Source organism: Vibrio sp. YIC-376, assembly GCF_052353105.1.
Classification (GTDB): Bacteria; Pseudomonadota; Gammaproteobacteria; order Enterobacterales; family Vibrionaceae; genus Vibrio.
On record NZ_JBBWFK010000001.1, the window covers coordinates 18834 to 37066 of the forward strand.

The 18233-nt window shown below is 41.7% G+C and carries 18 protein-coding genes; 11 read left to right on the forward strand and 7 right to left on the reverse strand.

Annotated features, from left to right (window positions below; genetic code table 11):
* The first annotated feature begins 211 nt into the window (after positions 1-211).
* Positions 212-1435 (forward strand): tyrosine-type recombinase/integrase, encoded by a 1224-nt coding sequence (locus WJM94_RS00110; protein WP_444492219.1) that lies wholly within the window; start codon positions 212-214, stop codon positions 1433-1435.
* Positions 1436-1482: 47 nt separating this feature from the next.
* Here WJM94_RS00110 and WJM94_RS00115 read toward each other — a convergent pair whose 3' ends face one another.
* Complete coding sequence (locus tag WJM94_RS00115) at positions 1483-1866, reverse strand: helix-turn-helix transcriptional regulator (protein ID WP_444492220.1); 384 nt, start codon at positions 1864-1866, stop codon at positions 1483-1485.
* A 107-nt stretch (positions 1867-1973) separates the two neighbouring features.
* Positions 1974-3239, reverse strand: a complete 1266-nt coding sequence (locus WJM94_RS00120) for a tyrosine-type recombinase/integrase (RefSeq protein ID WP_243976492.1) — start codon at positions 3237-3239, stop codon at positions 1974-1976.
* A 347-nt stretch (positions 3240-3586) separates the two neighbouring features.
* Here WJM94_RS00120 and WJM94_RS00125 point away from each other — a divergent pair, with 347 nt between their 5' ends.
* Positions 3587-3961: a hypothetical protein gene (locus tag WJM94_RS00125; RefSeq protein WP_444492221.1), complete on the forward strand. Its 375-nt coding sequence runs from the start codon at positions 3587-3589 to the stop codon at positions 3959-3961.
* Between the two features lie 87 nt (positions 3962-4048).
* Here the strand turns inward: WJM94_RS00125 and WJM94_RS00130 are convergent, their stop codons facing one another.
* Positions 4049-4705 carry a hypothetical protein gene (locus tag WJM94_RS00130; protein WP_444492222.1) on the reverse strand — a complete coding sequence of 219 codons (657 nt, stop codon included), beginning with the start codon at positions 4703-4705 and terminating at the stop codon, positions 4049-4051.
* A gap of 1676 nt (positions 4706-6381) precedes the next feature.
* On the opposite strand from WJM94_RS00130, the gene WJM94_RS00135 reads away from it, so the two are divergent.
* The 6 genes from WJM94_RS00135 (at position 6382) to WJM94_RS00160 (ending at position 10490) form a co-directional block, all read left to right on the forward strand.
* The gene (locus WJM94_RS00135) at positions 6382-6672 is read left to right on the forward strand and encodes a hypothetical protein (protein WP_041170311.1); all 291 of its coding nucleotides are present in this window, start codon (positions 6382-6384) and stop codon (positions 6670-6672) included.
* 228 nt (positions 6673-6900) lie between these two features.
* Positions 6901-7638: a hypothetical protein gene (locus WJM94_RS00140; RefSeq protein WP_444492223.1), complete on the forward strand. Its 738-nt coding sequence runs from the start codon at positions 6901-6903 to the stop codon at positions 7636-7638.
* Positions 7639-7719: 81 nt separating this feature from the next.
* On the forward strand, positions 7720-8325 hold the full coding sequence (locus WJM94_RS00145) for a hypothetical protein (protein WP_444492224.1): 606 nt from the start codon (positions 7720-7722) through the stop codon (positions 8323-8325).
* Between the two features lie 31 nt (positions 8326-8356).
* Positions 8357-8614 (forward strand): hypothetical protein, encoded by a 258-nt coding sequence (locus WJM94_RS00150; protein WP_014231387.1) that lies wholly within the window; start codon positions 8357-8359, stop codon positions 8612-8614.
* A gap of 55 nt (positions 8615-8669) precedes the next feature.
* A complete protein-coding gene (locus WJM94_RS00155; RefSeq protein ID WP_014231388.1) occupies positions 8670-8903 on the forward strand; it encodes a hypothetical protein in 234 nt (77 codons plus the stop codon).
* Between the two features lie 573 nt (positions 8904-9476).
* Entirely contained in the window at positions 9477-10490 is a 1014-nt protein-coding gene (locus WJM94_RS00160; RefSeq protein WP_444492225.1) for an integrase domain-containing protein, read from the forward strand.
* 142 nt (positions 10491-10632) lie between these two features.
* Here WJM94_RS00160 and WJM94_RS00165 read toward each other — a convergent pair whose 3' ends face one another.
* The 3 genes from WJM94_RS00165 to WJM94_RS00175 all read right to left on the reverse strand — a co-directional run bounded on the left by WJM94_RS00165 (position 10633) and on the right by WJM94_RS00175 (position 14747).
* Positions 10633-12852: an NERD domain-containing protein gene (locus tag WJM94_RS00165; RefSeq protein ID WP_444492226.1), complete on the reverse strand. Its 2220-nt coding sequence runs from the start codon at positions 12850-12852 to the stop codon at positions 10633-10635.
* A gap of 245 nt (positions 12853-13097) precedes the next feature.
* Positions 13098-13304 (reverse strand): hypothetical protein, encoded by a 207-nt coding sequence (locus tag WJM94_RS00170; RefSeq protein ID WP_243976583.1) that lies wholly within the window; start codon positions 13302-13304, stop codon positions 13098-13100.
* Between the two features lie 711 nt (positions 13305-14015).
* Entirely contained in the window at positions 14016-14747 is a 732-nt protein-coding gene (locus WJM94_RS00175) for a prephenate dehydratase domain-containing protein (RefSeq protein ID WP_444492227.1), read from the reverse strand.
* A gap of 716 nt (positions 14748-15463) precedes the next feature.
* On the opposite strand from WJM94_RS00175, the gene WJM94_RS00180 reads away from it, so the two are divergent.
* Both WJM94_RS00180 and WJM94_RS00185 read left to right on the forward strand, forming a co-directional pair.
* Entirely contained in the window at positions 15464-16468 is a 1005-nt protein-coding gene (locus WJM94_RS00180) for a hypothetical protein (RefSeq protein ID WP_444492228.1), read from the forward strand.
* Between the two features lie 4 nt (positions 16469-16472).
* The gene (locus tag WJM94_RS00185; protein ID WP_444492229.1) at positions 16473-17633 is read left to right on the forward strand and encodes a hypothetical protein; all 1161 of its coding nucleotides are present in this window, start codon (positions 16473-16475) and stop codon (positions 17631-17633) included.
* A 101-nt stretch (positions 17634-17734) separates the two neighbouring features.
* Here WJM94_RS00185 and WJM94_RS00190 read toward each other — a convergent pair whose 3' ends face one another.
* Positions 17735-17875 carry a hypothetical protein gene (locus WJM94_RS00190; RefSeq protein ID WP_444492230.1) on the reverse strand — a complete coding sequence of 47 codons (141 nt, stop codon included), beginning with the start codon at positions 17873-17875 and terminating at the stop codon, positions 17735-17737.
* Positions 17876-18077: 202 nt separating this feature from the next.
* Here WJM94_RS00190 and WJM94_RS00195 point away from each other — a divergent pair, with 202 nt between their 5' ends.
* The gene (locus WJM94_RS00195) at positions 18078-18203 is read left to right on the forward strand and encodes a hypothetical protein (RefSeq protein ID WP_444492231.1); all 126 of its coding nucleotides are present in this window, start codon (positions 18078-18080) and stop codon (positions 18201-18203) included.
* Positions 18204-18233: the final 30 nt, after the last annotated feature.

Consider the following 18233-nt stretch of genomic DNA (forward strand, 5'->3'; position numbering starts at 1 on the left):
TGTATAAGACAATGTATAGTTTACTTTCCTTGTCGACAGCGTTATACATTTTTTTGCGAGAAATCTTATACCAAACGTATACTCCGATAGGGCGAGTTAGAATACGGTAACTTTTTGGTTTACATCTCGTTTCTTCGAAAAAACGTATAACGAAAATTGAGCTCAATGAAGTCAGAAAAAGTTATACATTTTTGATAGAAATGAGGCGGCTATGAAGCGAAAGTTAACAAGTAAATTTGTTGAAAATGCCAAGGTCACAAACGGCAAAGATTTTCAAAGATTCAGCGACGGTGATGGACTGACTCTGGTTGTGAGGGCCTCGGGAACCAAAACGTGGCAATTTCGGTTTGTTAAGCCCGACGGGCGGGATGCAAATCTAGGGCTAGGGCGGTACCCAGAGATCACGTTGTTGGATGCACGCAAAACCGTAGCGGAATTTAGAAAACTCAGAGCACAAGGCTTAGATCCAAGTGTGGTGCAGCGCAATCGAAAAATAGAATTAAAACGTAGCGCCAGTAATACGGTTAAACAAATAGGTGAGATGTGGCTAGAAAAAGCGGCTACACGCGTTGTGCACAAGACCGCAGAGGGTTATCGGCAAAAGCTCAATAAACATATTTACCCTAAATTAGGCTCTATCCCGGTTTCCGAAATCAAGGCTGCGATGCTGATTGATGCGATGCGACCGCTGGAAAAGAAAGGAAAGTTGGAGACAGTGACTCGTACTATCGCGCTGTTTCGTCGACTCATGAACTATGCCGTTAATAATGAATACATTGACCATAATCCGATAGGTAGCATGGCTGACGTATTTGAGAAGCCCAAGCGGGGTAATTTTGCTTGTATTGATATCAGTGAATTACCTGACTTATTGACCATGGTCGTACAGTCGACGATGCGACCCGCCAATAAGTTGCTTTTCGAGTTCCAATTGCACACGCTCACTCGCTCTAAAGAAGCTACCGGCACTCGTTGGGAAGAAATCTCCTTTGAGGAGCAAATATGGTACTTGCCAGCGGAGCGTGCGAAAAATAGGTTAATGCATAAAATTCCTCTTACACCCGAGGTTATCTCTATTCTGAAAGCTGCTAAGTATCTATGTCGCGGCAGCGAGTACGTGTTTCCTTCAAGAAACTCTTTAAGAAAGCCCGTGCATAGTGAGACGGTAAATGCGGCCTTTAAAAGGATGGGACTGGGAGGGAAGATGACATCCCACGGTACGCGTTCGTTAGGCAGTACAACACTCTATGAACGCACTGACTTTGAGTCGGTAGTTATAGAAGCGCTGCTTTCTCATACCGACAGAGATGGTATTCGGGATGCCTATAACCGCAATAAGTTTTTCCAGAAAAGAAAGAGGGCGTTAGAGTGGTGGAGCAAGCATGTTGTCGGTTTGACGCATGGATTAACAAGTTACTCAACGATCGAGTTGTAACAAAATGAAGTAAAGGGCACTACAGCTATAGTGCCCTTGGTCTTTTATTAAGCTATCTCGTCTAAGCCACTTTGCAAAAGAATGTCGTTAATTTCACTTAACAGCCAGCCAGAAGCCCTTTTGCCCAGTTTGATGGGGCGGGGCAAATTGCCCTTATCTACTTGGGCGTAAATATGTGATTTAGAGACATTTAAGATACTGGTCAGCTCTGAGAGTCTGATCACTCGCTCTTTCTCAATTTCACCTTGATAGTGTTTGCAACCCTCTCTTGTATTTATAACGTTACAAAGCCAAGTGAATACGTCGTCTTTTTTGTAGAGCACCAGATTACTTAGATATGGACTGTCAATTTTCGCGGGAAAATTCGGTAACTTGGCTATCGTTCCCTCTGAAACAGACAATATTTCGCTAATTTGATGCCTTGTGAACATATTTTTAAATTCCAATTTTTTTAATGGGGAATATGTAAAAAGATGAGAGTTAGATTTAAAAGATTGTTCTAACTCTCAACGAAAAGTATGAGCCTGCAGAATTTGAGTTACTTCTCTTTAGGTGGTAAAAGTTTGAGTCGAATTAGTTCATTCTCAACAACATCAGTGCAGCTGCAGTCTTTTGTGATTTCTTCGTACATGTTTCCCCATAGGCCAAGGACATCCCGGCGCTTGCCTATGAATTTATTGCGATTGTAGATTTCTCGAATGTGATCTTTATCTGTATGAGACAGTATCATTTCTATGATCAATGATTCAGTGATGTCGAGCTCTTCGTGCATTTCGCTACTAAAAATAGAACGAATACCGTGCGCTGACATTTTTCCTTTAAGGCCCAGACTTCTGAGCAATCTTCCCATAGTTTCTTTGCTAACTGGCTGATTAAGACTCGCTCGCGGAGAGGGAAAAATATAGGGACTACCATTTGATACTACTTTAGCCAATTTCAATACTCGGTGAGCTTGTTGCGAGATAGGGATAATGTTCTCAAGCCCATTTTTTGCAAGTTCAGCTGGGATTGTAATAGTCATATCATCAAAGTTGACGTTGTCCCACGTATTTTGTGTTGCTTCTTGAACACGCTGTGATGTTAAAAATAGATAATCCCAAATCAATTTTATTTGTAATGAGCAATCTGAGTTAGCTATAAGTGTGTTAATAGCAGAGAGCTCTTCAAACTCCACAGATGCATGTGCTTTAGTTTTATGTCTGATGAGAAAGTGTCCAATTTCGCTGAAATCAATCTCATCGATTCCATAGCGCAACTTTCCAATATAAAAAGCACGACTGAGTAGTGAAATTACTTTTCGATGTTGGGATTTATATCCTTGGCGATCCATGGCTCTTGCAAAGTCGTATGCATGCTCTGCAGTAAAGGATGGAATAGGTATCGCTCCGATAGATGAATTCAAGAGGTATTTTTTAGCGCGGTTAAGCTCACTTTTGTAAGTATTTTCTTTCCAAGTCGGACGCTTTTCTTCCAGGTACTCAGCGATTAATTCAGCGACAGTTGTCGAACTTTTGCCAAGGATCTTATTTAGAACATACTTGGGTTCTTTGCCTTGTTGTCTTTTTTCAGTCAGTGTCTCACGTAGTTTTCTGGCTTCTTTCAGACTGACAGAATCAAGCGAACCCAACGTGAGAAGGGTTTCTTTACTGTTCAAGCCTTTAATTCTCATGTGCCATGCTTTATGTCCCGATGGGTACACAATCAGAGCTAGACCGCCCCCATCGTATAACCGTAGTGATTTGCCCCCAGGGGTACATGATGAATTTTTAACAGTGATAGCAGTAAGCAAATTCTTTTTCGCCATGTAGTTACCTTTTTTTCGTGTTTTGATCGTTGACATATGTACACGTAAAGAGATTCGGGAACTTATCGGGGTCATATTTTTGCGTAATTTCTCGAGAAAATAGTGTTTTGAGAGCTTGACTGGACGGATGTGTTTAGGTCTGGTGAAGGCCGCATGAACAGAGCTAATGCTTATTGTTAGATATAAACAGATATACAACCCAGTGCAATTGGCCCGGTGTGATGATCGTCTTTTTTTGTGTTTCAACAGATTTTAAAAACTATTCATATCGACTTATTACAAGAGTCCAACGACGCACATCGCGCGATGTGACGAAACATGAATTTTAAATCTTGAAGGAGAAGATCATGGAAAAAGACTCAAAAGACCAACAAGGCTTGGTCAATGCCACACAACAAGCAGAGCAAAGGCCATATGGCATTGCTGAACCATTAACAGATGACGCTTCGGTGAAAGCAGAGCCTGTTGTGAACGAGGAGTTTTTACGATTCTATTCAACTTATCCTAAACATAGGAGGATGGATGTATTAGATGCGGAAAGTGCTTGGAATAACGCTGAATTGTCTGATGAAGAAGTCATTGTTTTACTTAATTGGCTGAAAGAAAGGCAGGAAGAAGACCCATCATGGCATCCGCGGGCTACAGGTATGTATGTGTCTAAGCTTGATAGCTTTCTCAAAAAGCGCTGGTGGCTAAGTCCAAAGGCTCGCATGAGACCATAGATAGTAATTGTTCTCGATTATTGTTTTAGTTTCAATGGACGCCATTTGCCTAGGAGAGCGGTGGCGGCCCATTAGTTTGTCGTTGAACTATTTTTGGTTGATAAGCGGATAAACAGCTTCTCCCCAAACTTTGTCTGCGGAGTCCATCATGATTTCAATAATACTGGGTACCAGTTTTTTTAGAATACCGGAGCAGTCTCTGAGCTGCTGTCTATTTGCTGAGCTCAAATAAGTCGCGCCGCCGTGGATAAGCTGGTTACGCAGGGTGTAAAGGCGAGAAAACAATATAGATAGAACCTTTGCAGTATCGTTTTGGCTTAGCGCTTTGTTAGCTGCAGCTTTAGCTTTACTACGCTCGTTTTTCCAGCTTTCTTCTGTAATTCTACCAGCATGAAAGTCCCAATATGCCTGCAGAATAAACTCATTGTCTAAGATCACTCGAATAGTGTTGGAGTACTCATCCCACACTAAATTGTGTAACTGTTCACGCTGATCACAAGTGATTAGCTTTTCCAAAAACTTCCCATAGAGCCCTTGCTCGCCAAATTGTTGTCTTTGTTCAAACTCTTGTGCATAGGCGGAGTTGAAGGCGATCCACAGGAAGATGAATTGAGAGTCATCATCGTCGCAAAGTTCAGATTTATTCAGCCAACTTAGTGCGCGATGAATTCGAAGGCTAAGATTTTGAGGGTAACTATTCCGTTCAGCCCTTTGGCGTTGCTTTAACTCTTTGAAACTATGCATGCACTTACTCGGATAGCGATAACAGCTTTTAATTATATAAGCATATTATTGAATAGTGTTTGCGACAAAGCACAAATTCATCTGAATCATCAATTTATGAACTGATACTTTCACCTTTGATTTTGTAATCCCACTGACACATTTATCCAGAAACGCGTTAGCGAGGGAATATTGCTAGCTTGTGATCACTAAGAGACTATACCCACCGACTCTGTGACTCGCCTCTCACGTTTTTACCTCTTTAAACTTGTTCAAAATCTCCTAAGTTAAATGGACAATGAGATTGATATTCACTTTTGTGATTACGAAATAATGTTAATTGCAGGAATAAAAAGCCTTCAGGTAGGTGATGAAAAACGTTAAAAACCGGAGATAGAAATATAGACGGCTAAAGTGTCTATACGAAATACGTTCAATCTAAGTACGTTTATCCGTCATTCGCAACCGCCCACAAGCGCAGACAGTTCAAATAAAAACCACAACAGGATTTCGATGAAAATAGTTAGGCGTAACAATTTATGCCTCAAGACGAGGCGTTTTTCCGTCCTAATGGTCAATAAGGAGTATGAAATAGAGTTTGCTCCTTTCTCATTGGTACAGGTACTCAATGTAAACACGAGCAACTCACATCAGTATCGGTGGGTTTAATTTCTAGAGTTAGACCCACCGATTTTTATATAAGGCTTCTACGCCGATTACGTCTGTATTAGCGTCTATTCTTAGGCTACCGTCCCCTCTGAGCCTATATTCAACCCTCTCGTTGTCGCTCATTTTTCTTGGTTCAACATATTCCAATTCTGCTCATCGTTGTCTTACCCCAGATGCAAACGCAATGGCGTTTATGTTCTGTCGCATAACTGCATATAAAGGATAACTCACATGAAAATACAATTATCGCTTACCTCAATGCTCGATGTTCCTACTTCTTGGTTGGGCTCTATTAGAGGGGCTTTCCGAGAACCCTAGTTCGAGAAAGAGGAAACAGCGATTAACCGATGCACAAAGGTGCATCACCGCTTCGTCTAATTTAAGTTAAGAAATTAGACGAAGCCGCAAACTTTAACCCAATCCAGGACTGGTAAGGGGTGCGGAACAAAATCTAAAGAAGTGAATGGAAGTTCAGGCGTTATTCGGTGATTGAGAACGATGGCAGGCGACATTAGTCCGGCGCTGTTATCCCAATGCCCACTCAATACATAACGTCACTACGCACAAAAAAACACATAGCCCCCTGGTGGAGGATGCAATAAGCCCAAATGCAGCTGTCGACTGCGCCACCAGTCAGAACGAGGATGCAACACGCCCAACTGATCCACAAAAGGTGGAAAGCGTTCTATAAGTGAAGGTGAGGATGCAATAAGCCCATGTTGACCTCTGGAAGAGGGAACACCTTGACTCCCACGACGTCATCATTTATCGAAACAGCCTGTGTGCTGCGCAATTGCTATGTACCAATCTATTAATCAATGACTTTGTGACTTTATTTCAATTGGTTACAAGTTTAATTAAAAATAAACATTAACACTTTGTCTTAATTCCGCGCTTTGCACTACTTCGTTGACGGACGTGATCGTCATGTAGTGTGAATATAGGAATTATGATGGTAACAAAAAGAAAAGAGTCAGACAGTGCCCAAAAGAGCAGGCGAGTTTTTAGTCAAATTCTTTGGGGTGACCATGAACCGCGACACTAAAAAGCAAATTTTGACTGTAATGGCGCCTTATCACAAACGAGGGATCCCGTTTAGGCGCAAACAAATTAAGCGCTTGATTGCGATACTCGATGACATCTTTATACATGAGCCGTATCTCGGCGAACGACTACAGAAAGTCGGCAAGCGTCAAATCATTGGATATTGGCAGCGTACTCGCTGTGAAACCGCGCAAGTGAGGGCAGAGAAGTACGCCATTTTAAAATTGTTTTTCGAAACGGCGCAGTTAACCGGGCGTGTTCCCAGACCCAAATGATGGGTTTGGGATGTTGAGTGGATAAGGACTCTCTTCAACTTGGACAACACAGCGATAATTGTCGCAATGACACTATTATCGGCTGGTTTTTCCTGGCGTGTCATTTTTATCATTAAACAGTGTTCTTAATGTTTTATAAATAACTGAAATATATAGTTTTGTATTAACTTGTGGGAGAAGGCAAGTCTGATTTAATGGTTAGTGAGTAATTCATATAAGGATATTGCTATGACCATGTTTATATCACGTACCATCAACTTCTTTAATTTAATGAAACGTCTGGGGCTGGTATTGCTCTTGTTTGTTTTAGGCGCTTGCCTGTTAACCCTAAGTACATACCTGGTTTCTGCTTCTGGCCAGTGGGGATGGCTGGCGTTTGGGATTTTGGTTGGTACTCTGCCGTTCCTCGGCTTTTATCTCGCCGGTTTTTTGCTTGCGCCCAAACGTTTTTATCAGACCAAAATGTGGAAAAATCAATCCTCATCGCTGCGTTGGGGCGTTGTCATTGTGTGCGCCGTGAGTAGTTATCTTTCAATGGGAGAGTTAAACAGCGTGGCTGATATTTCAGCTGTAGAACAACCCATGCCTCTGCTCGAACAGTTACTGGTCACAGTCGGTGCTGTGATTTTGCTGACGGGTGTCTATATGCCGTTAAGAGCGATAACACTGTTCCGTTGTCTTGGAATGGGCAGGACAAACGCTATCGGTGAAGTCTTTGACGAACACAATAAAGACACGTATTCCTCGTTGGCGATACCGCCGCTGCCGATGAGTATCATGATGTTAGTGATGATGTGTTATTCACTGACTGCTTTGAGTACTTCGAATGCGCCAGAAGGGGCTAACTACCTGCTTTTCTTCCTGCCAGAAATTACCGCTGCTTTAGACATTGCGTACGTCTATCGAAACCGTACAAAGGGTGGCCCTCATCTTCACCTTAAAGACCCTGCGGCCCCACAGGCATGAATGCCTGAATAGTTTCTGAACTCGAGTGCGTGGGCCGTTCTCCCTCGCACTCGTTAGCGTCTTAAAAAACAGGAGGGCATCATGCTTTTGGTACTCCGTATAGGGTTGACTCTCTATTGTTTTCTTACCGTGGGCAGCGTGTCGGAATGGTTGGCCATCTCACTCAGTGGCGTGCTGACGGTGCTGATTTCGCTTTTCATCATTGTGCCCAGTTTTAAGCTGTCATTTTGGCGAACTCTCCGGCAACTGACTTGCAGTCGGCTTGTGCTGACTGGCATCAGTGTATTTGTCATCGCAACGTTTGTTTATGGGCAACTGACACTCTTAGTCGAACTCAACCAACCTCTGTTAAAGGGGCTTCATCGTCCAGATTTTCCGGGTTATTGGGCCGCTGCCCGGGCCTACGATACCTTTTTCGTTTGGGTTGGATTGTTCCTGGTCTTAACCATTTTGCTGGAAGAGTGGCGGGTGCTGTTTTCCCGCCCGCCAACGTTTAACTGGTACTTCTTACAGGGTGTGTCGGTGACGTTGGCGTTTGCCGTTGTGGCGTGCGGTGAATACCTCGGGGCAGCCACACAAGCCTGGCTGAGTGCGGTGGTCTCTTACGTCGTCATTGTTTTATTCCATATTGGCGGTTTTAGGTTTGAACAGAAGCAACCGAAACGAAACAAACGCTGGCTGGTTTAAGCCGTTCGGTTTTTAACAAGAGAGACAGAATATGACTACGGACAGAAAAGAGGTAGAAGTGCAACCAATCAAACCCGGCATCGAAATAATGGCGATTACGATACTCACGATACTTACGGTAATTTTCCTGTTAGCGAACCACATATCTGAACCAACCTTTCAGGCTCGCTGCCGGGGTTATGAAGAGCGGATTGAAAAGTCGATGAAACAAACGATGGCCGGTGAGGATGAACTTCATTTAATCCAAACCAATTTCCAGCAATACAAAAAAGATTGCAGTGCGCATTAGCAGGGTGTTCGGGCGGACATGAACGAAGGTTAAACACGAAAGAAAGGGAGTTCACATGACAGAAGAAGAGAAAGCTGAAGTGAAGAAACTCATTAACGAGCAAAACAAGGCTATAGGTCAACGTATAGAATCACAGGAAAGAAAACTCGATGCGCTACTTAACCGAGCACCATGGTGGCACTGCTTTTTTAACGAGACGCTTGATGTGATTTTGGCCACGCTCTGTAAAGGCATCATTTTGGGAATACTGGTGTTCTACCTGCTGATCAACCCAATTCTTTCAGGTTAAAGACGTGGGCGATAAGAGAAGCCTCGTGTTTTCTGCCTGGAAAAGAGGCTACTCGACAAACGATGAGCGCGACCAACGTGTCGATAAGGATAGCAAATGGGACAAGGTGTAACTTTAAATCGCAGCGTCTATCTGGGCCTGATAGTGTTAATACTGTTTGGTTGTAAAGTTGAGCACATAAAAAGCGATTATTTATGCTTCAATTGGTTCAGCGTCGAAAGTCTATTGATGGAACGATAATACCGACCAAATTGATTGTCTGTATACGTAGCACACCGACACGGTTTTTGATATTGGGTGTCAAAATGAAGCGAATTTAGACCAGCAATATCTCGGTCTTAGGGCTCTGCTTGAGGATTATTTCCAGTATCTGTCCCAACCATTTTTATATGAAACGGAGGAAGCTGAAATCCAACTTCATATCGATCGCTATTAATCAAAATTCATCTCAGGCGATACGATATCCTCGTTCTGAGAGGTGATGCCTGCGCTCATGTTGCTCCTAAATAGTGACTGAACACAATTGTTCGTTGTGTCGTTTGTCTTACTTCCTTCTCGAAAAAGGAGTAAGTCATGAAAAAGAGCAACTACGTTGGTCATCTGGCAAAGGCCCCAAGAGACTTTAATAAGCCGAATTTCAATTTGGGGTCGAGAGACATGGTTAAAGCGCTCATTAATGCCAGTTTTGAAAATCAGGGCGGCATGGTCACTAACACTCACAGAGCCAGGTTGCCGGCTTTGAAGCACTTTATCTCTTTCATCAAAACCAATACGTATGTCAAACGGTTAAACGAGATAGAAAAGCAGCACGTCGTTAGCTTTGGTGAGTTCCTGAAAAACAACGCCGACGAAGAATTGTTATCTCCAGCAACCGCCCGCGATTATCTTTCACATGTCAATCGAGCGCTTGCACAAGCAAGAGGGGATGAAGCGTGTGTTGTGAACGCGACACGTGATTTAGGTTTTACTCCAAAATCTGGCATTGCCACCTTCGATGGCTCAGTCAAAGAGGCACTTCATGAAAAAGTGCTGACACATGTCACCTCTGAAGTCGGCTTTGTGATGCAATTGCAGCGTGCCTTTGGTGTCAGGTTCAGGGAAGGTGCGCTTTTAGAAGCGTCGAGGGTTTTAGAAGAGCTACACAGAGGACGGATACCGATGTTGTTACGTGGCACGAAAGGTGGTCAGCCAAGGCCGTTGCCTGTGGATTCGGAAGAAAAGTACCGGTTGCTGGTGAGAGTGGCGGCATTTCAGCAGTCCCTTGGGCAGGATTCACTTATCCCTTCTCACCTGTCATTTAAAGCTTTTCAGAGCGACGCGTGGCGACAAACCAAACATGCAGATACCTCTTACCTGAGCCACGGCGAACGCAAACACTTTGCTTGTGAAATGTACAATCAGCTCATGGGTGTCCGTTGTCCGGTTCAGTCCAAGGCGGCACATGGAAAAAAGCATCATCAGTACATTGCGAGTACGCTTAACATCAGCGAAGCAGAAGCGAAACAACATGATTATGAAGTTCGTCTAAAGATCTCCAAACTACTTGGCCATCATCGAGTGAGTATCACCAACGCGTACTTGGGATAGGGGAGTTGCTGTCGTAAATCCGAGATAAACGACAGAATCGCTTGGTGATCACACGCTTCTGTAAAGTGTCGTAACTCAGAATTGGACAAAAGTGAGTTACAGGTGAACCGTAAATGGAGAACCTAGAAATTATCTTGGTTTCTCAGGACTTACCACAATTAAAATGGTCTGCACTTTCCCAGACTCTAGAATGCTCTATAACTTCTAGAAATTCTTTGCCACTAAACCCATTTTCGTACAATGAGTGCGCTTCGGAAACAAGGTTCACCTGTTCACCTGACGCTAGTGATGACGAGAATTTTTGTTCTTGGTTACATAAGAAGTGGGCATTGTCGGCTAATGCAATAAGAAGCTCTTCTATTGTTACCTTCATAAAACCTGAAAAATACTCATGGTCAAATTCAATGGATGTATCGGCAATCAACCCAACTACGTTGGGAGTATCGGTAGTTAACTTTAAAGTTTTCCTAAGCTGATCATCTACTTGAATCTCCCTTATTATTGCATCAACTTTCTTCCTCACTTGCATACCTGCTTTGCGTAAAGTTTTATCTCGATGATAAAAGATTTCAGACTTGGTCGTTCTGCAATACGTAGATTTAACTTCGATAACAATCACGATGTTATCTATTACACAAATTAAATCTATTTCCCCAGCTTCTGAACCCCCACAGCTTTTAGCGGTAAAGTTTTTTAACACTGAGAACCCTCTGAGCTTAAATTCATCACCCAGCTGGTTTTCGATTCTTGTTGTCTCATCCCTCAATGAGCTACGTTGATTTGCAAATCGGCGTAGATTATTTACAGCATTAACTGAACTTATTTGAGCTGACATTAGCCAAGGGAGTTGAACACAATAACTACCGATTTTAAAGACAGGTTTTTCGGTTAGTTGTTGAAGTTCACTGGTCGGTGAGGCTTTCAAAAGCGCACTGCGTTTTTTCAAATCAAGGCACCAGAAATCTAAAATTGCTTTAGCTGCATTGATATTGCCATTAGGGAAATCATCCGATACCGTCCAGCCGACAATATTATTGACCTTATCTTTCCAAAGCGACCATGTGATGGGGAATCGATTTTGTCCTGTCGCTAGTCCTTGTATGGCAACTAATCCAATGGCTTTCTTCCAATCACCTACCTCTGCATACTCTCGATCAAATGCTTCGATATACTCCTTGAAATAAAAAGATATCATTAGCTCTTGAGCTAATAGTGCCTGGAACAGATTGACGTTGAATCCTGAACTAATGGTCACGGATGATGTAAATCCATACACCTTTTGAAGTTCGAGTAAACTTGCTATTGCTTTGACGTAAGCTAATTGGTTACTTTCATGGTTCTCACTTGTTCCAATTTGTTTGGATACCATACCAGAACTTATGAACTCATTTACTGCTAAGTTAAACCAATAACCCTTAAGCATTTTTTGTCGATTTCCATTCCGCTCCCATGTATCGTCTAAACCACTATCTAGATGCGTCAATGTTAAACGTTCATTTTTGACCGAAAAAAGAAGCGAATCATCAAAACAGAATGGATAAACACTCTGAGATATAAACTCATCGAGTTCCACTTGAGCTTGCACTAATTGGCTGAAAATTTCTAAAAAAGCCTCTGCTCTAGAATTATCTTCATTTGAAGGAAAAATTAGAGGAGCATGATATTTCTTTAAAGACTGTGAAATCTTAATATCGTTTAAGGTAAAACTTTCATTTGATACATGTCTCAGCTTCCATTGCATTAACTCTGTTAACGCTCTTAACTGTGAATCTGCACTTATGAGCCCACCGTCAAACGAAACAGCCTGTTCCTTTAAGTGTTTAAATGAGTAAGCAGCAGATAATGACATCAACTCAAACAAAGTTAAAGGCTGTAACGGTTCGCTGAATTCCTTTACTAAATTTAGCCTGTCTTTATGTGCTGATTGGAATGCTTCGCATGTAGTGATGAGTTCTACTAGTTCATGTGGGTTTTGATTGGCTAGTGTTCTAATCTCGTTCCACTTTGCATGCTCTTTCTTTAAAACCAATTGAGAACGACGAATTGCAGTGCGAATAGTCACTGGAGACTCTGCGTAAATCTTAGTCATTAAGTTGAAATTTTTGGCGATATCCTGTGTGAAGTAGCGTGTTAACGCGAGGATGAAAATATCAGTTTTATATGTTGATAGTGGAATGTCAAAAACAAACTTTGAGTTCCAAAAGGATTCATCTCGGTTTAGTTGGGGTTTTGTTTTCCTTTTCTTTGAAGGATTTCTGTAAAGATATGCCTCGATCACAAGCTTGTATGGACAATAACTATGCTCTCTCTCCTTTAAATCTAAGAAAAGTTTATCAAAGTAATTAAGTTCACAATCTAACATCAGGGATTCCATTCACTATATAGTGTTACGCCATTTCACTAACCTAAACCATTGCACAATGAAGAGGAACCGGTATGCCCCACGATTCCCTAAACACACTTATGGTATAAGCAGAAATAGGGAAATACTACCAGTCCTCGTTGCTATCTGAGCTAGCTCAAACACGTTTTGGGGCATAAGCTTCTCAGTACGTAAGGCACGATCCGTACATTAGGTACTGCTTTAGGGCAAGTGCTACACCGCATTTACTCATCCTTATTGATTTCCAACTTTTTATCGCACCAAGCTATAATTCTCGCAGCATAGAAGGTCAAAACACCAACACCTAACATTAGGATAATATAGAGCCATCCAAGCCAGTAAAAAACCTTAGGTACATTTGGGGCAATAACTGCGGCTACGCTGCCTAACGACATTAATGAGAAAACAATTTTCCAGAAGACTTTCTTCATAGTGAACCCCTAACTTAAGTTAATCGAACACCCAAGCTAGCATGTCTTTTTTATTTCCAAAGTCCCCACAACGCAACCTAAAAAACTCATTGGGGAATCCTATCGGAATCACCTCTCAGTGACTCCATAATTCCTTTGCTAAATTTGAAGTTAGGTTAGTCACAAACAACGTGGTGAAACTAAGCAATGAAGAAGATGAATATTGGATTAACTTTAGCAGTTGTTACTGTCATTCTTACTTTTATTGGCTCAACAAGTAAAACGTTTATAGGACACTGAGGACAAGGGTTACTAGTAATGTTTTGGATTTACTACCCACCTTTGATTCTTGTCGGGATTTTTCACATATTGAGTCACCGTAAAGTTATTTATTCGTTTAAAAATGACCTTTGGGTCATGGGAGCTTTGGCAAATACACTACTTCTCATCTCACCTTTATCTCTTTTACGTGATGATATTGGTGTGGGGTGGCTTTTATTATTTACAGTAACAATTATAGATATGGTTATTTTGTTCACTAAGAAAAAATGAAGTAAATGCTGAGTTAATATCTAGCTGAACAGTGTGGTGAAGTTCACTGCGGGCGAAAGCACTGATGAAGTAGCTGTCTCTCAATATGAGGGAATAAAAACCAGACGCAATTAGAGTACGTCTGGCTGCATTATGATAATTCAATTCACTAACAATGTTAGTTGGCTAGGTGCCTGCATCTTACTGACTAACTTTAGCTAACTTCTTGCCAATCTCAATCGCCGCAGTGAGCTCTTTTCGTGCCTCAGCTTCGCTGATTGTTTGTTCGCGCGGCTCAACTTTCATTAGTAGAAATGAGGTTTTGTTGTTCTTATTATCCTGAACACCTTTCTCAACCACTTTCAGATTGCTATAGACGGTATCGAGTACACAAGCACCGATAGCTGCCGTTCCAGTCGGTAGTTCGCGGTCTGCTACTAGTTTTGCTGCTGCTGCGGTTCCCTCAGGGATTTCTAGTTCCTTCGGTTGGATGCCAGCTTTCCAGGCGTTAATCTGTTTCAGAGCGGCAGGGTGGGACGCTATCATAGTAATGGCCGTATCATTAGCAACGTCTTGTTGGTTCATCAGTACGCACATTTCTATCGGCGTTTCTATGAATGCCTTGACGCTGAGTAGGCGGTATTGCTGAAATGCTTCCACCGTGGCTTGTACCAGACGACCGTCAATAGTGCTATTTTCAACTGCACTGAACGCTAGGGCACTGTTGTCGATCGATTGTTGAAAAGTATTGCTTGGCGTACCTGCAAACGTCACAGAGGCACTCAGCGATGGTTGCTGTTCAAAAAGCTTTGTAATAGCAGCATCGTTGAAACTCCCTCTCGAGGCTTGTGCAAAAACTGACTCACTGGCAGTCGTGAGAGTTGAAAACATAAGAGTGGAGGCGGCAATGGCGATTCCTAGCGGTTTTAACATCCGTATTTCCTTTACAATATATGGGTAAGAGAGGTTTAATAAGATAATTTTATCTTGTTGATTTTACATATCTTATCACTAATTATGGTCAGAGCAGTTTATCTCAGATAAATTTGACTCCGAGGTTCCGCACTCTGATGTGTGAGTTCCGTTTTCATAAGCCGTGTAGCGACTCCATCTTCCATCGCTGGTATGCGTTGTCATTACTTGGGTTGGTTTTGTTCCGAACTCATTTTTTGTTCGACTCCAATATTTAGCCCCATGACCTTCTTCACTATAGAAATCGGTATCAATAATACTTCGTACAGGCGTTAAATCATCTGTTGTGATAGTGTCAATAACCCCGATTAAGTGCTTAAATCCACTATCGTTTTCCCCCAAAATAAGTATGTTCTGTATAGCTCGTTAAATGATTACCGTCATAATCTTTGGTGACTAGTGCTTGCGTGACAAATTATTCTGAAACGTTACCACTCGAAATCTCGTTAGATTCATCCTTCTTAACATATCGATGAAGTACTCTTTGACCTAATTGAGTTAATGTTCCTAATATAAAATAAGTGGCCTATCAAGTTGTTGGCTATTCATACAAGGTAATGGCGCACCAACCTCTCTGAACAATGTCTGTGATGATTTAGTAGTGCTCGAAAACCTAAGTGTTGGTAGTAACGCAGTACCTGTTTGGGACGTATCACACAAAATTCAATGGAGTGACAATGACAAAAAGGTTATTTGAACGACTTACTACCGAGATGACGGAGCGAGAGTATTACGATAGGTATGGACTCGATATAGAGATTTTTCAGTATCTATGGAACCCTGTTTTTGCAATAGCTATGAATGGGGAGCCATTACCCCAAATAGGCAAAACAATACAGGACATGTTAAATCTATGGTATGGCTGGGTCGATAGCATGGAGGATTATGAAATATCGAACATCGGTAATAATAACGGTGTAGACAATGACTACGTACGTGAAGTTATTCGCGATTTATACTGTGATGTATTCAAAGGTGTGAATAAAAAGCTAATACTTCCTGTCATTATTCATCCTTATAGACACCCTGGTTTTATTGCTGACATTACCGATGTGCAAAATGTAGGGGAAAAGCTAGAGGCAACATGCATAGTTGATGAGGCTGACATCATAGCTTTCTCACCCAAAAACCTAGTAAAGCATTTCAAATACACTGAGTTTGACGCTAAGGCTCTCTTCAAGAACCTTCAGGAGTCGGATATAACCAGTAATGTCATGCCACTTAAAATGATAAAACCAAGACCAATAAAAGAACCGTTCTTTAGATTAATAAATATTCTTCCTCTGACCGACGGTATAAAGTGTTCTTGGCCACACTGTTCCAAGTTAAACTCTCTAAATAACGAACAAGATGCTGAAATTTTTGAAAAAGAACTTAAAGCATTACCTAACGAGCCCATCCCACCATTCCCCGTCTCAACATGGAGAAATATAGCTAAAGGTCAGTATGAAAGGCTTAACCAAGGTTCTGACTGGAATAATTTAACCAATGAAAGCCAGAAAAGACGAATAGTAAACTCAATCCGCCACAACTCAGTTGGATACATGCTTTCTTGGTCTCCCACATATGACAAAAACGAAGCGCATGACCGAAGTTTTGAAATCATTATGCGGAAAATTATTCAAACCTACCCATACCTAGCTGACGAATGTCGCAAACAGCTTGATGCTCGAGGAATTTGAATTAATGATGGATATTAAAGCCAACTTGTTTCGAATTTTAGATGAAGATAAAAAATTTCTAGTACCGAAACGAGAGGAAAAATATGTATTCTTGCCCAGTACTGAAGAGGTTTTTACTTATCTTGGCCTCGGGTCATCATATCGTAATCTGATGAAACATATATCAAAGGTTAGTGGAGGCAAAATCCCTGTAAGTGATAGTACTCTGGATAACATCCATACAACCGGAATATCTCCCAAGTCAGCGAAGAAAGTACTTTCATTTATGTTTGATGAGTTGGGTATTTGTGAATCAGACTTACTTCATATGGTGCCTCCGGAACCCGTTGCTAAGTTTGATACTACGTATGAATGGATGGGGCTGATTAAAGGCGTTGAATTACGTAACGATAAAATTTACGACAAGGCCTATTACATTACATATTTAAAAGAGCGAATTGGTACTGAACAACAGGCTTTGGAAGCCTGGGCCCAAGGCGGTCAGGAACAAAAAATAAGGGCATCCAATTATTTCAAAGTAGGTCTCGATAACTCTTTACTGTCTGATTTGGAAACACAAGCATTCTTGCAAGCACAAGAGCGTGTGTTGGGGATGAACGGCATTCCATCTATGAGTACTGATGATATCCAAGTGATTATGCGATACAAGCTTGATTTCTACTTGTCTCTTTTGGCTTCATTTGATGTCACGATTTTAAACAAAATGCTTATAGAAGGCGGTTATACCGAAGCTGATATGGAAGACGCTTCAAAATGGCCAAAATATGGCATTTTTTATGAGATTTTCAGTTTTGAGGGTAAGTGTCATTTTGATTGTTTTCTTTGCTATATCGCTAAGTTACTCGATGTTGAGGTAGGGGCCTTAGCTAAGTTTATTGACATTGATAGGCAGGATTCTGGAGAAGGCGTTACGTTAGATATGGCTCGTTCTCATCGGTTAAAAGAGTGGAGAAGAGGGGAAACGAAGCCTAGCTTTGATAGGATCGAAAATTTTATCTATGAAGCTTTTAGTCGTAATGGGTTTGATTTTGCTGTTATCGGTTTCCTCTGTGAGATGTTGGACAGGTTGTATAATGCAGTTAAAGGCATTACTTGGAATGAGCTGGTAAACCCAGACGTATATAAAAAATACTACCAATATCATAAGAGTAAGGCAGCCTATTAAACGGCTGCCTTTGTACTATTTGCGCGGAGGGTTATTGCCCCGGTCTTTACCCGAAGGGTTACCAGTTTTACTTGGTCCGTTTGGTGGAGTTTGTTTTTTACTCATTCCATATCCTCCCAGTCTTCAGGCCGTTCATCTTCGCCTCTGGACTGCCAGTAGGCATCATTGTTTGGGTTCAACTGATCTGAATGGTTATCCAGATCATCCTGAGTTGGCTCATAGCCGCTTTTAAATCCTGACATTTTACTAGTCCTTGATTCCATATCAGGCGGTATTACCTGATGGGAATAACTATGACTGGTTCAACATTGAATTACACAGGGGGGCGGGAGCCCAAAAAGTACTTTTAGAAATAAATTTATTTGCAGAGTGATTTGATAAAGCGAAAGGCGTTATTGATATCAACTCATATGATGAAGCCGCCATTGTTGGCGGCTTCATCGTGTGCGGAATACGAATAACTACAGTATCATTGCTCATCCAGCACTGCTTGAATCGCTTTATCCAGTACATCAGATGGGCATGGCTCAAGTCTTGGTTCAGGGCGATATCCAGAAATCAGAAAACTGAGAGCTCAAGGTTTGGATTCGTGTGTAGTTA